The following is a 20,387-nucleotide window of genomic DNA, read 5'->3' on the forward strand; positions in this document are numbered from 1 at the left end:
TAAATTTATAATGAAAAACTTCATTAAAGGCTTCAGCCTTGTTTTAGCACTAAGCACCGTAGGATTTATGAATGCACAACATAAGAACCATAAAAATGTGAGTGTGACTCCGGAAATTTCCACAGAGTTTATTCCAGCTATAAGATTAATTAATAATCCTGACGGATCATGTACTTTTGAGAAAGGAAAAATTCCAACTCTTAAGCACATGAATACAACCACCTTCTGGATGAGTAATAAAACCGAAGAATGGGAAAAAAATGCTCATCCTGCACCCAGAAGACAATATGTAATCACCATCAAAGGGAATATTAAGTTTAAAGTAACGGATGGCTCTACTTTTATGATTAAACCGGGAGTTGTTCTTCTTGCGGAAGATCTTAAGGGTACCGGACATAGCTGGGATATGGTGAAAAGCAAAGAGTGGGAGAGACTCTATATTCCGATTGCTGAAAATGCGGATGACTTTTTTATTCCGGATGCTCAATAATATCAGATATAAGCTCTTTTCAAAGAGTATATATAAACCTGTTATGTTTTGAAGCGGCCAGTTTTGGCTGCTTTTTAACACTTAAAATAAAATCCCCGCATAATTTACTATGCAGGGATTTTCAATTATTTTTTTATTCTAATTAGCTGAATTTCTTGAAAATTAAAGTAGCATTATGCCCTCCAAATCCAAAAGCATTACTTAAAGCATAGGTAATATCTTTTTCTTTCGCTTCTCCAAATACAATATTGATATCCTGCGGAATATTCTCATCAATAGAATGAAGATTAATCGTTGGCGGAATAATTCCGTTTTGAATGGCTTTAATAGAAAGAATGGCTTCCACAGCTCCGGCAGCTCCCAACAGGTGGCCTGTCATGGATTTCGTAGCACTGATGTCAAGATTTTTACTTCCTTTAAATAATTTATTAATCCCATTCAGCTCAACGAGATCTCCAAGAGGAGTAGAGGTTGCATGAGGATTAATATAATCAATATCATCTACATTGATCTCTGCTTCGTTAAGAGCCAGCTGCATTGCTTTGATTGCCCCAACTCCATCAGGATGAGGTGCCGTCATATGATAGGCATCCGCTGTCATTGCTGCACCTACCAATTCTGCATAGATTTTTGCTCCTCTTGCTTTGGCGTGCTCATATTCTTCCAGAATTAAAGTTCCGGAACCTTCACCCATCACAAAACCATCTCTTTCCGCATCGTAAGGACGGCTGGCAGTTGCAAAATCATCATTTCTTGTAGACATGGCTTTCATTATAGAAAACCCTCCGATAGAAGCCGGAGAAATTGCCGCCTCAGAACCTCCGCTCACAATTACTTTCGCTTTTCCCAGACGGATATAGTTGAAGGCATCCATCAATGCCGTATTTCCTGTTGCACATGCTGAAACAGTGGTATAATTAATTCCCTGAAGACCATATTTCATAGAAATCATTCCCGAAGCCATATTGGCAATAAATTTCGGTACAAAGAAAGGATTGAATCTTGGCGTTCCGTCACCGGCTGCAAAATTCATAACCTCACTTTCGAAAGTCCACATTCCTCCTTGCCCTGTTCCCCAGATGACACCCACATCAAATGGGTCCATGTTTTCCAGTTCAAGCCCGGAATCTTTGAGTGCCTCCGCAGTGGAGTACATTGCATATTGTGAAAATAAATCACTTCTTTTGATTTCGTTGTGTGTTAAATGAGCTTTTGGATCAAAGTTTTTAACCTCACAAGCAAAATGTACTTTAAACTTTTCTGTGTCAAAATGGGTGATTTTGTTTGCTCCACTCACTCCATTGATACTGTTTTGCCAAAATTCTTCGACATTATTTCCCAAAGGCGTCACTGCGCCAAGACCTGTAATGACAACTCTTTTCATACTTAGTTATTGATTTTGAATAAATTCGAGGTTCCCCTCGCTATTAAACGGGTTTTATCAGCGTTCCATATTTCGCACTGAGCATTTACAAACTGCTTCCCCCTTTTAATGATTTTAGTTTCAGCTACAATATTATCATTTTCTTTTGCAGTTGAAAAATAATCAATGACATTATTTATAGTAGTAATGAAAGAATTTTCATTTAAAGAAAACATAGTGGCACCAATGACATCATCTATAATAGCTGCAGTAACTCCGCCATGAAGATTTCCGATCGGGTTAAGCCATTCGGGTCTTATGGTATATTGAAATTCCAGTTGTCCTTCTTCTACAGAAAGAACGATAGGATTCAGCCATTTCATAAAAGGAGATGGTGACTGGTCAAATTCTTTGCCGATGAATTGTTTTAATTGTGCTAATCTATCCATACTTGAGTTTTTATTTTTCTAAAATCATGGTTACTCCCTGTCCACGAGCTGCACAAATGGATATAAATCCTTTTCCACTGCCTTTTTCATGAAGTAATTTGGCCAGTGTTGCAATAATTCTTCCTCCTGTAGCCGCAAATGGATGGGCTGCTGCAAGGCTTCCCCCTTTTACATTCAGTTTGCTTCTGTCTATTTTTCCCAAGGCTTTTTCCAAGCCGAATTTTTGCGCAAGCTCTTCGTTTTCCCAGATTTTTATGGTGGCTAAAACCTGTGCTGCAAATGCTTCATGAATTTCATAATAATCGAAATCAGACAGATTCATTCCTGCTTTTTTAAGCATTCTTTCTGCTGCGAAAACCGGAGCAAGAAGCAGATCCTGTTTATTCTCTACATATTCTATTCCTGCCAGTTCGGAAAAGCTTATATAAGCTAAAATGGGTAAGTTGTTAGCTTTTGCCCATTCTTCACTGGCTAGCAAGACTGCTGAAGCTCCATCTGTAAATGGTGTTGAATTTCCTGCCGTTAGAGTCCCGTTCTGCTTGTCAAAAGCAGGTTTTAGCTGTGATAATTTTTCAATACTGCTGTCACGGCGCATATTATTATCTTTATCTAAGCCAAAAGCTGGAGTGATCATATCATCAAAGAATCCTTCATCATAGGCTTTTGCCATATTCTGATGACTTTTTAAAGCCAGTTCATCCTGTTCTTTTCTGGAAATATTGTAGTATTTTGCAGTAATTTCTGTGTGTTCTCCCATTACCAGACCTGTTTTGGGCTCCTGTCCTTTGTAAGGAATAGGCATCCAGTCTTTAAGTTTTGGGCTTAGCAGTTGTTTTAATTTTCCAAATGCTGATTTTTCTTTATTGGCCTTTAAAAGTGCTTTTCTTAATCTGGGTGAAGATTCAAACGGGATGTTGCTCATTGCTTCCACTCCGCATGCAATACCAGATTCGATTTGTCCTAATGCAATTTTATTTCCAATATAAATAGCCGCTTCAATGCCCGTGTCACACGCCTGTTGAAGATCACATGCGGGAGTTGCGGGGTCGAGAGTGGTATTCATTACGGTTTCTCTGATGAGGTTGCTTTCTGAAATATGCTTAATCACTGCACCGCCGGCAACTTCTCCGAGCCGTTTTCCTTTTAGGTGATAATGGTCTATCAATCCGTTCAGAGATGCAAGCAGGAGATCCTGGTTACCCTGTTCCGAATAAGCGGTATTCATTCTGGCAAAAGGAATTCTGTTGTATCCTACAATAGCCACTTTTTTTGTTTCCATGTTGTATAATTTATGATGGAAGAATATTGAGTTCATGATCAATCATGTAGATGATTTTATCTAACGCATGGTTTAGAAAGCTTTGATCACCCATGGTTTTTGAAAGCAGAATTCCGCCTTCAATAAGCATAATGAATAGGGAAGCATATTGCTCAGCATTAATGTTTGTATCAATTTCGCCTTTCTCCTGTCCCTCCAGAATTGCTGTTGATATTTTGGTCATCCATTGTTTGAAGGATTTTTTAACCTGAGTTTTTAAAGCAGGAAAAGAATCATCAGCTTCTGTTGCTGCATTCATTAACGGACATCCGCCGTTGGCAAAGACAAACGTCCAGTTTTTCCGGTAAAAATCCACAAGCGCATGAAGTTTGTCCAGTGAAGTGAGAAACTCTTCTCCAAAAGAGCGGCTGAGCGTTTTACCCAGCAATCCGGCATTGTATTTATAAACTTCAATAGCTACTTCATCTTTATTTTCAAAATTTCCATAGATACTGCCTTTCGTCAGTCCGGTTACCTGAGTAATGTCAGACAGCGATGTGGAAATATACCCCTTCGTATTAAAAAGAGTTGCTGTTTTCTCGATGATATGCTGTTTTGTTTTTTCTGCCTTCGACATTATAAATGTTTAAATACGATGCAAATATACAAAAATATACCATTCGGTATATTTTATTAATAAGATTAATTGATGTAAATATTGATGGCTTAAGTTTGGTAAAGCCAATAGGTTTGTTTTTAAAATAGAAAAACGGGCTAAAGCCCGTTCCTATTGATATAAATGCTTTGAAGCTTAATTTTCTAAAGTAGCACTCAATGTAATTTCAAAGTTGAATGCTGCACTTACAGGACATCCTTCTTCAGCAATCTTGGCAAATTTCTGGAATTCTTCTTCTGAGATTCCCGGAACTTTAGCAGTAAGAGTGAGTTCAGATTTTGTAATCTTTCCGATGTTTGGGTCAAGAGTGATTACAGAAGTTGTTTTTAATTCTTCAGGGTTGTAGCCTGCCTGTGATAATTCTGCATCCAGTTTCATAGTAAAGCATCCTGCGTGAGCTGCTGCCAGTAATTCTTCAGGATTTGTCCCTACACCATCCGCAAAACGGCTGTTGAAAGAATATTGAGTTTGATTTAAAGTTGTACTTTGAGTAGTTAAGTGTCCTTTTCCTTCTTTGATGGTACCGTTCCAAACGGCTGTTGCGTTACGTCTCATAATGTTTGTTTTTTGTATTTAGTATTGTTTGATTTTGATGTTACAAAGGTATGTCTGCATTTGGGAGTATTCAATAGATAAAACACTTAAATATTGTACTTTTTTCCCGAGGAGTAATTTTTTTTGAAATTTGCAGGAGTGCTTCCTGTTTTATTGGTGAAAAGCCGGTTAAAATAAGCCGGATCTTCATACCCAAGATCATAGGCTATTTCTTTAATTGGTTTATCTGTATAGAAAAGTAATCTTTTAGCCTCTAATAAAATTCTGTTGATGATCAGCTGATTGGGAGAATCCAGGTTTAAGTTTTTAAATTTATGAGTTAGGGTTTTTGGAGCTAAGTGAAGCAGTTCCGCATACTCTGCTACATTATGCTTTTCTCTGAAATGGATTTCCAGATGTCTGCTGAAATCCCGGAAAATATCAAGCTCACTGCCTGGTATTCTGAGGGTGTCATTGTCTAAATTTTGTTTCTTCCATTTGCGGGTAGCCCGGATGATCATCTGTTTTACATAGGTTCTGATCATTTCCTCTGCGGAAGAATCTTTCCACTCAAGCTCATCCTGAATATTCTGAAACAGACCTTTTATAAGAGGGGTTTCTGAATCATCAAGCTCTACGAAAGGAATTTCAAATACATTATGAAAGAGAAGCCCGTCGCAGGCCACTTCCTTATCATGAATCTGTATACAATAAAAATCGCGGTTGTAGAATAGAAGTATAGATTCATCTTTTCCTTTTTGGATGTTCAGATGCTGATTGGTCAGAAAAAAAAGTGAAGGCTTTTTGGTTTTGTAATGATTAAAGTCTACCGTAAGTTCATATCCCGAAGGAATGAAAAACACTTTGATATCAGTTCTGAAATGATTTCCATTAAAGTTCTCCAGATTTTCTTCTGAAAATACTTCCAGTCCGAGTCTTTTATAGTGATCTTCGAAAATAAGCTGTTGCGGCATACTTTAACTTTAGTTTAAAGATACAAAAAAGCATGATTTTGACTCTATTAAATTATTGAAATGTAAATTTCTGGAACCAATCATACGGAATTAGAATAAAATAAATCGGAAATATATTTTTACATTGATATTATTTTATCATTTTTACAAAGATTTGTATCGCGACCTATATTATTAACCTTTTTTCATAACTGCCTGTATGAGCGAATTAGAAAATATTCTGAGAGAAATAACTCCACTATCTCCTGAGGATAGTTTTCTCGTGTTTGACAGGATCAAAGCTTCATTTGACTTTCCGTACCATTATCATCCGGAAATTGAAATTAATTTCGTTTATAAAGGAAAGGGTTATCGAAGAATGATAGGTGATCATACAGGAGAGATTGGGAATCTGGAACTAGTCCTTGTAGGCCCAAATTTACCGCATTGCTGGGCAAATTACAGATGTAAGAACAGAAAGACCCATGAAATTACCATACAGTTCAACCAGGATTTTTTTAATCAGTCTATGATGCAGAAAAATATTCTGAAACCTATCAATAATCTGATGAAAGACTCTATTAGGGGAATTCTCTTTTCTACGGAAACAGCTGAGAAACTAAAAGATTCGTTTCTCAATCTGTCGAAGATGAACAGTTTTGAATCCTTCATAGAAATTATGAAAATTCTGAATGAACTGGCCATTGCAGAAAATAAAACACTTTTATCATCTTATAGTATTGAGCTTGAAACTTTTGATGATAATGATAAGATGAAAGCTGTTCATGATTTTGTTCACAAGAATTTTGAGAATAAAATAACGCTGGATAAAGTGGCATCATTGGTGAATATGAGCAATGTGACATTCAACAGATTTATAAAAAAAAGAACCGGGAAAACTTTTATCAATTATCTGAATGAAATAAGAATCAGTTATGCTGCACGTTGGCTGATGGAAAAGAATCTTACTGTTTTTGAGATCGCTTTTGAAGCCGGATTTAATAATATTGCGAACTTCAATAAGGTATTTAAATCTATCAAAAAGACAACCCCAACGGAATTTAAAGAACAGTTTAAAGGAGTGAAAAAAATCGAGTAATGCATTTTTAAAATTTACTTTTTTGCACAATCAGCTCAAAATAAAAGAGATAGCCGGACATAAGTATCCGGTTTTATTTTTGATAAAAATGACGATAAATCCTCTTTTTTTGATAGAATTTAATAAGGTGTATTTTGTTGATATTTAGAGGTTTAATTGGGTTTTGATAAAATTGCTGAAAAAATAATATCGTTTTATGATAAAATAGTATTATATCAGACTGGTTACAAAATTTAGATTTGTGAATGTGAATTAAATCTTAACAAAACTTTAAATAATTTAATACATAAACGGCAAAATTTTGCTGAAAAAACAATAATTTTTTTTGTATTGAAAAATAAAGCAATGTAATTGATTCTCAATTAAATCTAACGAATCTATACCTTATGAGAAAAGCAGTTATACCCGTTCTGTTCGTTTTTTCACTTACTGCGAATGCACAGGAGAAAAAATCAGCCGACACTACGAAGACAAACAGTATTGAGGAGGTCGTAGTCACCTCTTTGGGGATAAAAAGGCAGGCCCGCTCTTTGACGTATTCCAGTCAGCAGATTGGCGGGGATGAGCTTACCGAAGTGAAAACTCCCAATCTATTAAATTCGATCAATGGAAAAGTTTCCAACGTACAGATCAACAGAACCAATGGTGTAGGTAGTTCCGTAAGGGTGATTATGAGAGGAGATAAGTCTGTCAACAGTGCACAGCCACTGTATGTAATTGATGGTCTTCCTATTATCAACGGAACAGGAAAATCAGCGGATATCGGGCAATATTCCAATATGCCGGATCCGGGAGATGTACTGAGCTCCATCAATCCTGATGACATTGAAAGCATCAACTTCCTGAAAGGAGCTTCTGCTTCTGCGTTATACGGTTCAGCCGGAGGTAATGGGGCTATCCTGATTACGACTAAAAAAGGACGTGCAGGGAAAAGCTCAATTACTTACAGCTCCAGCCTTACTGTAGACAGAGCATACAGTCTTCCAAAACTGCAGCACAGTTATTTATCTTATGATCCATCTGTAACAGGGTCACAGCCGGGACAGTCAACAGAAAGCTGGGGAGCAAAAGGAGCTTCCAAGGATTATCTTAAAGATTTTCTGCAAACCGGAACTACATGGGTAAACAGTCTGTCTTTCCAGTCAGGAAATGAAAAATCAACCAGCTATTTCTCTATTGGGAATACTACCAACAAAGGAGTGGTTCCAATGTCTTATTTTGATCAGTATAATGTTTCCTTTAGAAATTCAAGTAAATTTCTGGATGATAAATTAACATTAGATGCCAACTTCATAGGTTCATTACAGGAAAGTAAAAACAGACAGACTCCGGGAGCTTCTTTTTCTCCTTTAACGAGTTTGTATTGGCTGCCAAGAGGAGTTGATTTTGATCAGTATGGTCCTGATAATTATACTTATTTAAATAAAGAAAGATTTTTACCTGCTCAAAACTGGTGGGAGGTTAACCCGGATGGAAGTTTTAAAGGAAACCCGCCAACACAAAACCCTTATTGGATCTTAAACAGAAATCCTGTTACAGTAAGCAATAAAAATACATACGGAGCCCTTTCATTATCTTACCAGATCAATCCATGGTTAACGGCAAGAGTAAGAGGAAACTATAGCTGGAATATTTCAGACAGCCAGCGTGATATTGCTGCTTTTTCAGCGCCTACTTTACTCGCTGTGAATGAAGGGATCAATGGAAGAATCCTTAAAAATACGTATGAAAACTCTTCCACATATGGCGATGTGTTGCTTATCGGTAGTCCCAAAATAAGTGAGTCTATATCTTTAGACTTTACAATGGGAGGAAGTATCAATACCACAAGAAATAAAATAGGACAAATTGATAATGCTTATCTGACAAACCCTAATCTTTTCACTGTGAGTAATCTTGAATGGGGTAAAAAAAGGTCTCCGGGTGATGGATATCATAATATCTATACCAATATGAAGAAGCAGGTACAATCTGTCTTTGCCAGTGCTACAGTAGGGTACAAAAATATGTTTTATGTGGACATGACTTTTAGAAATGACTGGGATTCCAGTTTGGCCTTAACTGGAAGAACAGGATTTGACTACGAATCTGTAGGGGCTAATGCTGTATTATCATCTGTTTTCAAACTGCCGGAAGTCATTAGTTTCTGGAAAGTAAGAGGATCTTATGCAACTGTAGGATTAGGGTTGCCTACCAATATTTCCAATGCAATGATTGAATATAATAAAGGATATACTTTTGGAGTAGATGCGGGAACGCTTGTGTTTCCAAAGAGTTCATTTATTACTGATCCCAAGTATAAGGACCTGTTTCCGAAACCTGAATTTAATAAAACTTTTGAAGTTGGAACAGAGCTAAGGATGTTTAATAATAAATTAAGTTTTGATATTACTTACTACAACTCCAATACGAGCAATCAATTGTTAGAAACAAAAATCGATTCTTATTTTGGAGGGATAGCTCCTGGATCATATTATATTAATGCCGGGAAAATCCGAAATACAGGTTTTGAATCTTCATTATCCTATAAGATCTTCAGTTCAGAAAAATTTGGATGGACGACTACATTAAACGCATCGGCTAACAAAAATACCATTGTTGAATTATTTCCATCAAGTTTACCTATATCAGAAAACCAACTTTTCTCATTAACAGGAGGAGGGGAATACACAAAACTGAAATTAGGAGGATCTTTCGGAGATCTTTACGGAATCAAGTACAAAAGGGATGATCAGGGACGTATTTTAGTAAATGAGAAAGGAATCCCATTAGCAGAAGGTACTCCTTCTTATCTGGGTAATCCGAACCCTAAGTTTATTATGGGATTCAATAACTCCTTTAACATTGGTAAGCTGGGAATAGCATTCCTTATTGATGGTAAATTTGGAGGGAAGGTACTTTCCCTTACGGAAAAAGCAAACGATATCTATGGGGTTAGTCAATCTACAGCTGATGCAAGAGATGCTGGCGGGGTATCTATTCCAAATGCAGTGTATGCACCTGGAACTCCAAATGCAGGACAGGCTTATACAGGTTTGACTAATGCAAAAGATTATTATAAAGCAGTAGGAACAACAGAAGGATTTGGAAAAGGTATTGATGAAGCTTATTTGTACAGTGCTACAACAGTACGTTTACGTCAGGCTTCCATTTCATATACTTTCGATATTCAATCTAAATATATGAGGAACGCAACGGTAAGTTTAGTAGGAACCAACTTATTTTTCTTCTACAAAAAAGCACCGTTTGATCCTGAGCAGGTATCAGGGAATACACCTGGTGGAGTTGGGGTAGATTCATTCGGATTACCGGTTACCCGATCTATTGGATTATCATTAAAAGCTAACTTCTAACTTTTACAATTAAAAAAATGAAAATCAATCATATTAAAATATGGGCATTCGGAGCTGCACTATTGTTTTCCGCTTCAGGATGTACTAATGACTTTGAACAGTATAATCAGGAAAAGGCGGGAGGTCCTGAAAATTTTTACGCCGATTTTATAGCTGTTGTTGATCCGATGAAATCCATGCAAAGAGGATTACAGTCAGATTATCAGCTGTATCCTAACCTTAGTGCAGATATGTACAGTGGAATGTTCAGTACAGCAACACCGTTTAACGGAGGGGTAAATAATCTTACCTATTCTATGATGGATGGATGGAACAATAGAATTATTGCCAGGCAACAGGATATTTTCAATTACTCTCTTATCATTGATAATACGGCTAAGGAAATCTATAAAGGAGTAGATTTTACAGGAACATTTGCTGTTAAAAAAATTATTAAAGTCATTACGGCTGCAAGAGTTTCAGACAGTCACGGGCCTGTAGTCTACAGCAAATATGAAAAACCGAATCCGAATGGAGTAACTGATTTTGACTCCCAACAGGAAGCTTACAATTATTTTATTGCTGATCTTACTGCAGCCATTACAGAGTTACAGAAAGTAATTGCCATGTCAGCAACACAAAATATAGAAGATAAATCGGCATTGAAAAAAGCAGATTTAGTATACGGCGGAAATATGGCGCAATGGGCAAAGTTTGCCAACTCATTAAAGCTGAGATTAGCCATGAGAATGAGCTATGCAGATCCCGCGAAATCTAAACAATATGCAGAAGAAGCATTGGCCTCATCTGCGGGATTGATTACTGATAATGCAGACAATGCTTTGATCAGTGTAGGACAGTCAGAATTAAGCTTTATCATCTACTCATGGGGAGACTGCTTGATAGGCGCACCTTTAATGGCTTACATGAACGGATATAATGACCCAAGACTTCCGGCATATGCTATTCCGGCATCTGATCCAGGTCTTCAGGGGAAATATATAGGAATACGCCAGGGAATTGATTTATTAAATGGTAAATCAACGTACGGAGGATTCTCACAACCGCAGGCAAAATCTGCTGCCGGAGATTATTTCTCAGGAACTGATGGTAAAATGAAATTATTCACCGCTGCAGAAACATGGTTCCTGAAAGCTGAAGCAGCCTTAAGAGGTTATGCAGGAGCTGGTGATATTCAGACCAACTACACTACCGGAGTTCAGCAGTCATTTGGAGAATGGGGAAAAAGTGCCAATGTTGCCACTTATCTTGCTGATAATACTTCTACTGAAGCTCCTTATGTTGACCCGAAAAATGCAGACAATAATGTGCCTGTTGGAAATCCACAGTTAAGTACCATCACAATTGCATGGAACAACGGTGATACCAACGAAAGAAAATTAGAAAGAATCATTACCCAAAAATGGCTTTCCCTTTATCCAAACGGACCAGAGGCGTGGGCTGAGCAGAGAAGAACAGGATACCCGATTCTTTTCAAGGTAAGAAAAAATGATAGTGGCGGAGCGATCAGTACAGAAGCAATGATCAGAAGAATTCCTTTCACTGTTGATACCAAAACTTCACTATATAATTACCAGCAGGCTGCACAAATGCTTAACGGCCCTGATACCGGAGGAACTAAGCTTTGGTGGGATAAGAAATAAAAAATATTCAGAATCACTCATTAATAAAGAGACATCTCAACATCAGATTTTTATTTGATACATTCATTGAGGCAGGAGAATAGAGTAGAATCTCCAAAAAATTTATAGTTTCGTTTTTTTAGCCTGAATGAATTTTTGAGATGTTCTCTTTTATTTAGAATCTTATTTTTAAATATGGGAAAAAACAACTCCGGAACCCGTCGGATTCAGCCAATTCTTTGGATTTCCACATTATATTTTGCAATGGGTGTTCCCTTTGTAACCATTAATGCAGTTTCAGGAATCATGTATAAAGATATGGGTGTTTCGGATTCGCAGATCACATTCTGGACAGCCCTTGTCATGTTCTCCTGGACGTTAAAACCTCTTTGGAGCCCGTTCCTGGAGATCTATAAAACAAAAAAATTCTTTGTTGTTTTTACTCAGTTTGCGATAGGAATTCTCTTTGCATTAGTAGCCTTAAGTCTGCCAATGCATGATTTTTTTAAATACAGTATTGCGCTTTTTGCAGTAGTGGCATTTTGTGGGGCTACCCATGATGTGGTAGCAGATGGAACATATATTGGTTTTTTATCTAATAAAGAACAGGCAAAATATATCGGTTGGCAAGGCGCTTTTTACAATCTTGCCAAGATTATCAGCAGTGGAGCACTCGTTTATTTTGCAGGTGTTTTAGAGAAAACAAAAGGAGTTACACATGCCTGGATGATCATTATGGTGATCTATGCATTACTGTTTTTTGTATTGGCTATTTACCACTATTTCATTCTGCCGAAAGAAAACAAAGAAGAAAATAAAGAAGATAAGACAGCCGGAAATGTTCGTAAAGAACTATTGGAAGTCATTACCTCGTTCTTTATTAAAAAGAAAATTCTGTGGTGTATCCTTTTCATTATTCTGTACCGTTTTGCAGAAGGATTTGCAATCAAAATAGCACCCTTATTTTTTAAAGCTCCAAGAACTTCAGGAGGGTTGGGATTATCCACTTCTGATATTGGACTTATTTACGGGACATACGGTTCTGCAGCATTCATCTTAGGATCAGTACTGGCAGGATATTTTATCTCAGCCCGCGGGCTGAAAAAATCTTTGATATGGCTATGCTGTACATTCAATATTCCATTTGTGGTATATGCATTACTGGCTTACTATCAGCCGGCTGACCTTTTACCGGTAGGAATTGCCGTGGTAGTAGAATATTTCGGATATGGATTTGGTTTTGTAGGGTTAATGCTCTATATGATGCAGCAGATTGCACCCGGAAAACACAAAACAGCTCATTACGCATTTGCAACAGGAATCATGAATCTTGGTGTAATGATCCCCGGAATGTTCAGCGGAATGATCAGTGACTGGATTGGATATAAAATGTTCTTTATCTGGGTGTTGATCGCTACCATTCCTGCATTTTTAGCCACTTTATTCGTTCCTTTCCCTCATCCGGAAAATCAGAAAGAACAACAAATCAACTCATAATAATTAAAAATAAAAAGTAAAAAATACTTTATGACAGCTCAATCAGTAATGATCCCTTGGCAGGATCGCCCGGAAGGTTGCAATGATATCATGTGGAGGTTTTCCGAAAACCCGATCATTAACAGATACGCGATACCAACATCCAACAGTATATTCAACAGTGCAGTGATCCCCTTTGAGGATGGATTTGCCGGAGTATTTCGTTGTGATAACAAGGCCGTACAGATGAATATTTTTGCTGGCTTCAGTAAAGATGGAATCAATTGGGATATCAACCATGATCCTATTGAAATGCAGGCAGGAAATACGGATATGATTGAATCCGATTACAAATATGATCCCCGCGTAACCTTCATAGAAGACCGCTATTGGATCACATGGTGCAACGGATACAATGGTCCTACCATTGGAATTGGGTATACTTTTGATTTTAAAGAATTTTTTCAGTGCGAAAATGCCTTTCTTCCATTCAACAGAAACGGAGTTTTGTTCCCTGAAAAAATAAATGGTAAATATGCCATGTTGAGTCGTCCAAGTGATAACGGACATACGCCTTTCGGTGATATTTATATCAGCTACAGTCCTGATATGAAGTACTGGGGAGAACACCGTTGCGTAATGAAAGTAACTCCTTTCGAAGACAGTGCATGGCAGTGCACAAAAATCGGAGGAGGGCCGGTTCCTATCAAAACAGAAGAAGGATGGCTGCTTTTCTATCATGGAGTGATCAATACCTGCAGAGGATTCAGATATTCAATGGGAGCAGCTTTGCTTGATCTTGAAGATCCTACAAAAGTATTGTACAGAACGAAGCCTTACCTATTGGCTCCTGCTGAATTGTATGAACTGACAGGAGATGTACCGAATGTGGTTTTCCCTTGTGCAGCATTGACCGAGGGGGACAAAGTAACAGTATATTATGGTGCTGCTGATACCGTGGTTGCAATTGCCTTTGGATACATCTCAGAAATCATTGATTTTATGAAAAAGAATTCAATTTAATACAGTAATATAAAGTTTAGGAAAATAGGTTAATCATCTTAATTTTCCCTTTTTCTGGGAATTTTATAATGGTTTTCCTATTTTTAAACCAACTTTTAAACAAAAAAATCTCCGATACCTCTCTTATCATGAAAAAAGAACTGTTAATCTGCTTTTTTACAACCCTGATTTCTGTAGCCAGTGCCCAGCAAAATAAAAACGATGTTTTATCCTGGGTAGATCCTTTTATAGGCACAGGAGGACATGGACATACGTTTCCGGGGGCAACTACGCCATTCGGGATGATACAGCTGAGTCCGGATCAGAATACGAAAAGTGGTGACTGGGACTGGTGTTCCGGATATCATTACAGCAGTAAGACGATCATGGGATTCAGTCATAACCATCTTAGCGGAACAGGATGGGCAGACCTTGGAGATATTCTGGTAATGCCTACCGTGGGACAGGTAAAAATGGTGCCGGGATCAGAAGAAAATCCTGAAACAGGTTACCGTTCAAAATTCACCCATGATAAAGAAATAGCGTCTCCGGGATATTATTCCGTAATGCTGGACAACTACGGAATTAAAGCAGAGCTTACCGCTTCCCCAAGAGTCGGATTCCACAAATATACTTTCCCGAAGAGTAGTGAAGCCAATATCATTATTGATCCTACCAACAAAATCTTCGGAAATATCTACCATACTTTAGTAAGTGTGGAAGGCAATAATAAAATCAAAGGTTACTGCTACAGCAATGGCTGGGGAGGTAAACGGTTTGCTTACTTCGTGATGGAGTTTTCCAAACCGTTTAAGTCTTACGGCGTTTATGCTGACGGAAAAATCAAAAATGATGAAAAGATTGCCCTTGCCAAAGATGCTAAAGCTTTCGTAAGATTTTCAACAGAAGATCAGGAAAGTATCGAAGTAAAAGTATCTTTATCTCCGGTGAGCACAGAAAACGCGCAGGAAAACTTTGATACAGAAGCAACAAATGTTGACTTTGCAAAAGCGAAAGAAACTGCCCAAAAGACATGGAGAGATCTGATCGGAAGATTCCAGGTGACAGGAGGTACAGACAGCCAGAGAAAAATTTTCTATACGGGAGTTTACCATACCTTCATCGCACCCAACCTTTATATGGACGTGAATGGAGACTATGTTGCCGCTCAGGAAAATATGAATACAAAATGGTTCACCAACTACAGTACCTATTCTTACTGGGACGGATTCAGAGCAACCCATCCGCTATTGACCATTATGGATCAGAAACATACAAAAGAATTTGCCAATTCTCTTATCAGCAGATATACAGATCGTAAAGACCACATGCCAATCTGGGAATTGTGTGGATATGATAACTTCTGTATGCTGGGCTATCACAGTGCTTCGGTAATTTGGGATGCTATCTCAAAAGGAGTTCCCGGTATTGATGCTGAAAAAGCATTTGCTGCAATGAAAGATGCTTCTTTAACGGATAAAATGAGCAGCAGCGATGGTGGCGGAGGGCTTAATGATTATATCAAATTAGGCTATACCCCATCAGAAAACGGAGCTTCTGTTTCTGCAACACTGGAATATTCATATGATGACTGGTGTATTCAGCAGCTTGCAGAAAAATTAGGCAAAAAAGACGAAGCAGAAGTATATAAAAAACGTTCTATGAACTTCCTGAATACTTTCAATAAAGAAAATAATCACTTTTGGCCAAGACAAAAAGACGGGAAGTTCTTAGCAGATTTCACCCTTAACGACTGGAAAAAACTTCAGCCACACTGGGTTTCCGGAAATATCTGGGCTTATGATTTCTTTGTTCCTCATCAGATTGATGAAATGATGAATCTGTACGGAGGGAAAAAAGGATTTGAAGAAAAACTGGATAAAACCTTTACAGAAGCACTTCATATGGAAGGAGAACAACACGTAGATATCTCAGGATTCATTGGGTCTTTAGGATTTGGAGATGAACCGGGGCATCATGTTCCATACCTATACAATTATGCCGGAAGTCCTTATAAGACTCAGAAAATGGTAAAATATATCCGTGACAATATGTACGCAGCTAAACCTGATGGAATCGTTAATAACGAAGACTGCGGGCAAATGTCAGCATGGTATATCTTCTCATCACTAGGATTCTATCCTGTGACACCGGGCAAACCTGTTTATGCCATCGGAGCACCACAATTCCCGAAAGCTTCTTTAAAATTGGAAAACGGAAAAACGTTCACAGTAATTGCAGACAAAATATCAGACAAAAATATCTATGTTCAGAAAATGTTCCTGAACGGAAAAGAATACAAAAGCTGGGAACTGAATCACAGCGATATCATGAACGGTGGCGAACTGAGATTTGTAATGGGAAGCAAACCGGTAAAATAAGACTCATAAAAATAAACGAAACAAAAGTATCAATGGAAAGGAGAAATTTTATTAAAACAAGTGCACTGGCAGGAGCCGGATTGCTTTTTACTCAGAATGTTTTTGCTAAAAATTTAGTGCTGGACGATTTTCCTGTTGTCCGTGTTCCTAAAGATAAAAGACATTTTACCAGCGAATCCGTAGAAAATGCTATTGCAGCGTTTAAAAAGAAAGTAAAAAACAAAGAGCTAAGCTGGCTTTTTGAAAACTGCTTCCCGAATACATTAGATACTACTGTTTATTATACAGAAACCAGCGGAACACCGGATACATATGTGATTACTGGGGATATTGATGCCATGTGGCTTCGTGACAGTTCTGCACAGGTTTTCCCTTATCTGCAGTTCTCGAAAAAAGATGAAAAGCTGCACAAACTTATTTCAGGAGTTATTCATAAGCAGACCACATTCATCCTGAAAGATCCTTACGCCAATGCTTTCTATAATGATGATCAGAAGATCAGTAAATGGAAAGAATATGATCATACTGATATGAAGCCGGGAACCCATGAAAGAAAATGGGAGATTGATTCCCTTTGCTATCCTATCCGTCTGGCTTACCACTTCTGGAAGACAACAGGAGATACAAAACCTTTCGATGCCAACTGGCTGAAAGGAATTAAACTTACCCTGCAGACTTTCACAGAACAGCAGAGAAAAAATGATCTGGGACCTTACAAGTTTGAGCGTACTACAGCTTGGGCAACAGACGGTGTTCCTATGGGAGGATATGGCTATCCAACGAAACCTGTAGGGCTTATCAGTTCTATGTTCCGTCCAAGTGATGATGCTACTATTTATGGATTCCTGATTCCGTCTAACTTATTTGCAGTAGTAAGCTTACGTCAGGCAGCAGAAATGGTTTCTCAGATTAAAAATGAAAAAACATTGGCCCAACAGCTGAACAGCCTTGCTGATGAGGTAGATGCAGCCATCAAAAAATACGGAATTTACAATCATCCGGAGTTTGGAAAAATATATGCTTTTGAAGTGAATGGCTTCGGAAGTTATAACCTGATGGATGATGCGAACTGTCCAAGTTTGCTGGGACTGCCTTATCTGGATGCGGTGAAAGCTGATGACCCTGTGTATTTGAATACAAGAAAATTTGTGTGGTCAGAAAACAACCCGTTCTTCTTCAAAGGTAAGCTGGCAGAAGGAATAGGAGGTCCGCATATTGGACTTGACATGATCTGGCCAATGAGTATCATAATGAAGGCACTCACTACCAAAGACAAAAGTGAGATAAGATGGTGTATAGATACCTTACAGAAAACGCACGGAGGAACAGGCTTTATGCATGAATCCTTCCATAAAGACGATGCCAAAAAATTCACCAGAGAATGGTTTGCATGGGCAAATACCTTATTTGGCGAATTGTTATGGAAAACCTTTAACGAAAACCCTGAGCTACTGACATAGCCCACCCTTTTATATGGTTTATTCATCTGAGATTCCTTCCCGAAAAAGAAAGAGTCAGGGGAATGCTATATAAAATTCAGACACCAAACCACCTTAAAAAAATTATACAATGAAAAAAAAATCCATCTTTACCGCGCTGATTGCCATGATGCTTCAGTCAGGTTCTCTGATTAACGCACAACAGCTTAGTCCTACAGGAATATGCTATGTGGAAGTGAATAACAACAACCTCCTGAATGCAGGAGCGTACAAACTGCAGACATCGAACAGCTATCTGTTCAATGTTGTAAATATTTTTGCGGCCAATATTAATTACGATACCAGCCGTGGAAGAGCCTATCTGTATTCCAATAACAATGTTACCAAAGTTCTTACCAATGCAGATACCTACATAAAGCCACTTCAGCAAAAAGGAATGAAAGTAGTACTAACTATTTTGGGAAATCACCAGGGTGCAGGGATCTGTAATTTTCCTACCCGTGAAGCTGCAAAAGACTTTGCATTACAGCTTGCCAATACAGTGAATACCTATGGTCTTGATGGAATTGATTTTGATGATGAATACTCAGAATACGGAAAGAACGGCACTGGGCAGCCTAATGACAGTTCTTTTGTCATGCTTGTTCAGGAGCTAAGAGCATTATTACCAAATAAAATTATTTCATTCTATTATTACGGAGATGCCGCTTCAAGACTTTCCTGGAACGGAGCCAGAGTTGGAGATAATGTTAACTATAGCTGGAATGCTATGTACGGCACATTCTCTGCCCCAAATGTACCACCTCTTACCAAAGCACAAATTTCTCCAGCAGCCGTTTGGATGGGAAATACTTCCAATTCTACAACTACCAGCCTGGCGACACAGACTAAAAATGGTGGATACGGAGTATTCATGTGGTATGATTTACATGGAACGAATGAAACATCACAACTTTCAGCAGGAACCCAAACGCTGTACGGAGAGCCAACTGTCTTAAGCGGCACTTTACAGTCGTGGACACAAGGTACAAATTGTGATGCACCTATCGGATTGTACACAAGCAACCTTACAGGAACAAGTGCAAAACTAAACTGGTCTGCCGTAGGAACCAATACTTATGATATTGATTATAAACCTGCTTCTTCAACAACATGGACAAATGCGGTGTCAGCCACAAGCTCAACTTCTGTAACTATTTCCGGATTAACAGCTAATACGGAATATGACTGGAGAATCAGAACCAATTGCAGCGTGAAAAGTGCCTATATGTTTGCTCCAAGATTTACAAGCACTTCAGGAACAACGCCTACAGGTTCTTACGCATTATCTCTGGATGGAAGCAGTGAATCTGGAGCAGCCGGAAACCTTACACTGAGCGGTTCTGCATTATCTTTTGAAGGATGGATCAAACCTTCGTCATTCAAATCAGCGTCTCCATATATTTCATCTATCATGGGAACAGAAGTAAGCGACAGTAACTCTGCCTTCTTACGATTAGGAGATGCAGGTCTGGCTAATAATAAGCTTCAGTTTGTTGTAAGTATTAATAATGTACAGCAAAAACTGGCTTCCGCAACAGCCTTGAATGCCAATACCTGGTATCATGTGGCAGCTACCTATGATGGTGCCAATATGAAAATTTACATCAATGGTACTCTTGATGCAACTAAAGCACAGACCGGAAGTGTGAATTCAACAGGCGCATTCAACGTTGGATATTTATATAACACATCAAGAAACTTCAATGGAAAAATAGATGAGATAAGAGTTTGGAAACGCGCATTGAGCCAGACGGAAATCAGCCAGAATATGTGTAATGTTTCTATTCCGGCTACTTCACTGGCTGCTTATTGGAAGTTTAATGAAGGCAGTGGTTCTTCTGTTCAGGATACTTCCGGAAATGGTGTGACTTTAACGTTAACGGGTGTTGATTCTTCTAATTGGGGAACAGATGTACCATGTACAACAGGAAGTTCAGCATTCGCAAGGACGGCAGGAGGCCAAAAGGCAATAAATGTGGGAGAAACAAGCATTAAAAATCAGATAAAATTATATCCTAATCCGGTAAGCAAATCTTCATTATTGACAGTTTCTGTTCCGGATGAATACAGCAAAGGAAAATTAACGGTTTATGATTTTAACGGAAGAATCGTAGACACAAAATCACTGAATTCAGGAGACAATCAATACGAATTAAGCAGAATTCCTGCAGGAAACTATATCGTTCAGTTTGAATCTTATGATGGAAGCTTAAAACAATCCGAAAAACTAATTGTAAAATAATAACCCCA

At 38.2% G+C, this 20,387-nt stretch carries 15 protein-coding genes; 9 read left to right on the forward strand and 6 right to left on the reverse strand.

Going from position 1 to position 20,387, the window contains the following annotated elements:
- Positions 1-10: 10 nt before the first annotated feature.
- Entirely contained in the window at positions 11-490 is a 480-nt protein-coding gene (locus tag KIK00_RS16530; protein ID WP_255813461.1) for a hypothetical protein, read from the forward strand.
- 142 nt (positions 491-632) lie between these two features.
- Here KIK00_RS16530 and fabF read toward each other — a convergent pair whose 3' ends face one another.
- From fabF to KIK00_RS16560, 6 genes are all read right to left on the reverse strand, one after another.
- Positions 633-1,874: a beta-ketoacyl-ACP synthase II gene (fabF, locus tag KIK00_RS16535; RefSeq protein ID WP_255813462.1), complete on the reverse strand. Its 1,242-nt coding sequence runs from the start codon at positions 1,872-1,874 to the stop codon at positions 633-635.
- A 2-nt stretch (positions 1,875-1,876) separates the two neighbouring features.
- Positions 1,877-2,302: a PaaI family thioesterase gene (locus KIK00_RS16540; RefSeq protein ID WP_255813463.1), complete on the reverse strand. Its 426-nt coding sequence runs from the start codon at positions 2,300-2,302 to the stop codon at positions 1,877-1,879.
- Positions 2,303-2,312: 10 nt separating this feature from the next.
- Positions 2,313-3,581 carry an acetyl-CoA C-acetyltransferase gene (locus tag KIK00_RS16545; protein ID WP_255813464.1) on the reverse strand — a complete coding sequence of 423 codons (1,269 nt, stop codon included), beginning with the start codon at positions 3,579-3,581 and terminating at the stop codon, positions 2,313-2,315.
- Positions 3,582-3,591: 10 nt separating this feature from the next.
- Positions 3,592-4,197, reverse strand: coding sequence for a TetR/AcrR family transcriptional regulator (locus KIK00_RS16550; protein ID WP_255813465.1), 606 nt, complete (start codon positions 4,195-4,197; stop codon positions 3,592-3,594).
- Between the two features lie 174 nt (positions 4,198-4,371).
- Positions 4,372-4,791: an OsmC family protein gene (locus KIK00_RS16555; RefSeq protein ID WP_047376298.1), complete on the reverse strand. Its 420-nt coding sequence runs from the start codon at positions 4,789-4,791 to the stop codon at positions 4,372-4,374.
- A gap of 86 nt (positions 4,792-4,877) precedes the next feature.
- Positions 4,878-5,744: an AraC family transcriptional regulator gene (locus KIK00_RS16560; protein WP_255813466.1), complete on the reverse strand. Its 867-nt coding sequence runs from the start codon at positions 5,742-5,744 to the stop codon at positions 4,878-4,880.
- A gap of 199 nt (positions 5,745-5,943) precedes the next feature.
- On the opposite strand from KIK00_RS16560, the gene KIK00_RS16565 reads away from it, so the two are divergent.
- The 8 genes from KIK00_RS16565 to KIK00_RS16600 all read left to right on the forward strand — a co-directional run bounded on the left by KIK00_RS16565 (position 5,944) and on the right by KIK00_RS16600 (position 20,379).
- Entirely contained in the window at positions 5,944-6,822 is an 879-nt protein-coding gene (locus KIK00_RS16565) for an AraC family transcriptional regulator (protein WP_255813467.1), read from the forward strand.
- A gap of 386 nt (positions 6,823-7,208) precedes the next feature.
- On the forward strand, positions 7,209-10,175 hold the full coding sequence (locus KIK00_RS16570) for a SusC/RagA family TonB-linked outer membrane protein (protein WP_255813468.1): 2,967 nt from the start codon (positions 7,209-7,211) through the stop codon (positions 10,173-10,175).
- Between the two features lie 17 nt (positions 10,176-10,192).
- Complete coding sequence (locus KIK00_RS16575) at positions 10,193-11,818, forward strand: SusD/RagB family nutrient-binding outer membrane lipoprotein (protein WP_255813469.1); 1,626 nt, start codon at positions 10,193-10,195, stop codon at positions 11,816-11,818.
- Positions 11,819-11,992: 174 nt separating this feature from the next.
- Positions 11,993-13,294, forward strand: coding sequence for an MFS transporter (locus tag KIK00_RS16580; RefSeq protein ID WP_255813470.1), 1,302 nt, complete (start codon positions 11,993-11,995; stop codon positions 13,292-13,294).
- Positions 13,295-13,324: 30 nt separating this feature from the next.
- Positions 13,325-14,296, forward strand: a complete 972-nt coding sequence (locus KIK00_RS16585) for a glycoside hydrolase family 130 protein (RefSeq protein WP_047376309.1) — start codon at positions 13,325-13,327, stop codon at positions 14,294-14,296.
- A gap of 128 nt (positions 14,297-14,424) precedes the next feature.
- Positions 14,425-16,656, forward strand: a complete 2,232-nt coding sequence (locus KIK00_RS16590) for a GH92 family glycosyl hydrolase (protein WP_255813471.1) — start codon at positions 14,425-14,427, stop codon at positions 16,654-16,656.
- A gap of 32 nt (positions 16,657-16,688) precedes the next feature.
- The gene (locus tag KIK00_RS16595; RefSeq protein WP_255813472.1) at positions 16,689-18,116 is read left to right on the forward strand and encodes a glycoside hydrolase family 125 protein; all 1,428 of its coding nucleotides are present in this window, start codon (positions 16,689-16,691) and stop codon (positions 18,114-18,116) included.
- Positions 18,117-18,225: 109 nt separating this feature from the next.
- Positions 18,226-20,379 (forward strand): endo-beta-N-acetylglucosaminidase H, encoded by a 2,154-nt coding sequence (locus KIK00_RS16600; protein ID WP_255813473.1) that lies wholly within the window; start codon positions 18,226-18,228, stop codon positions 20,377-20,379.
- Positions 20,380-20,387 lie beyond the last annotated feature (8 nt).

This window comes from Chryseobacterium sp. MA9, assembly GCF_024399315.1.
Taxonomy (GTDB): Bacteria; Bacteroidota; Bacteroidia; order Flavobacteriales; family Weeksellaceae; genus Chryseobacterium.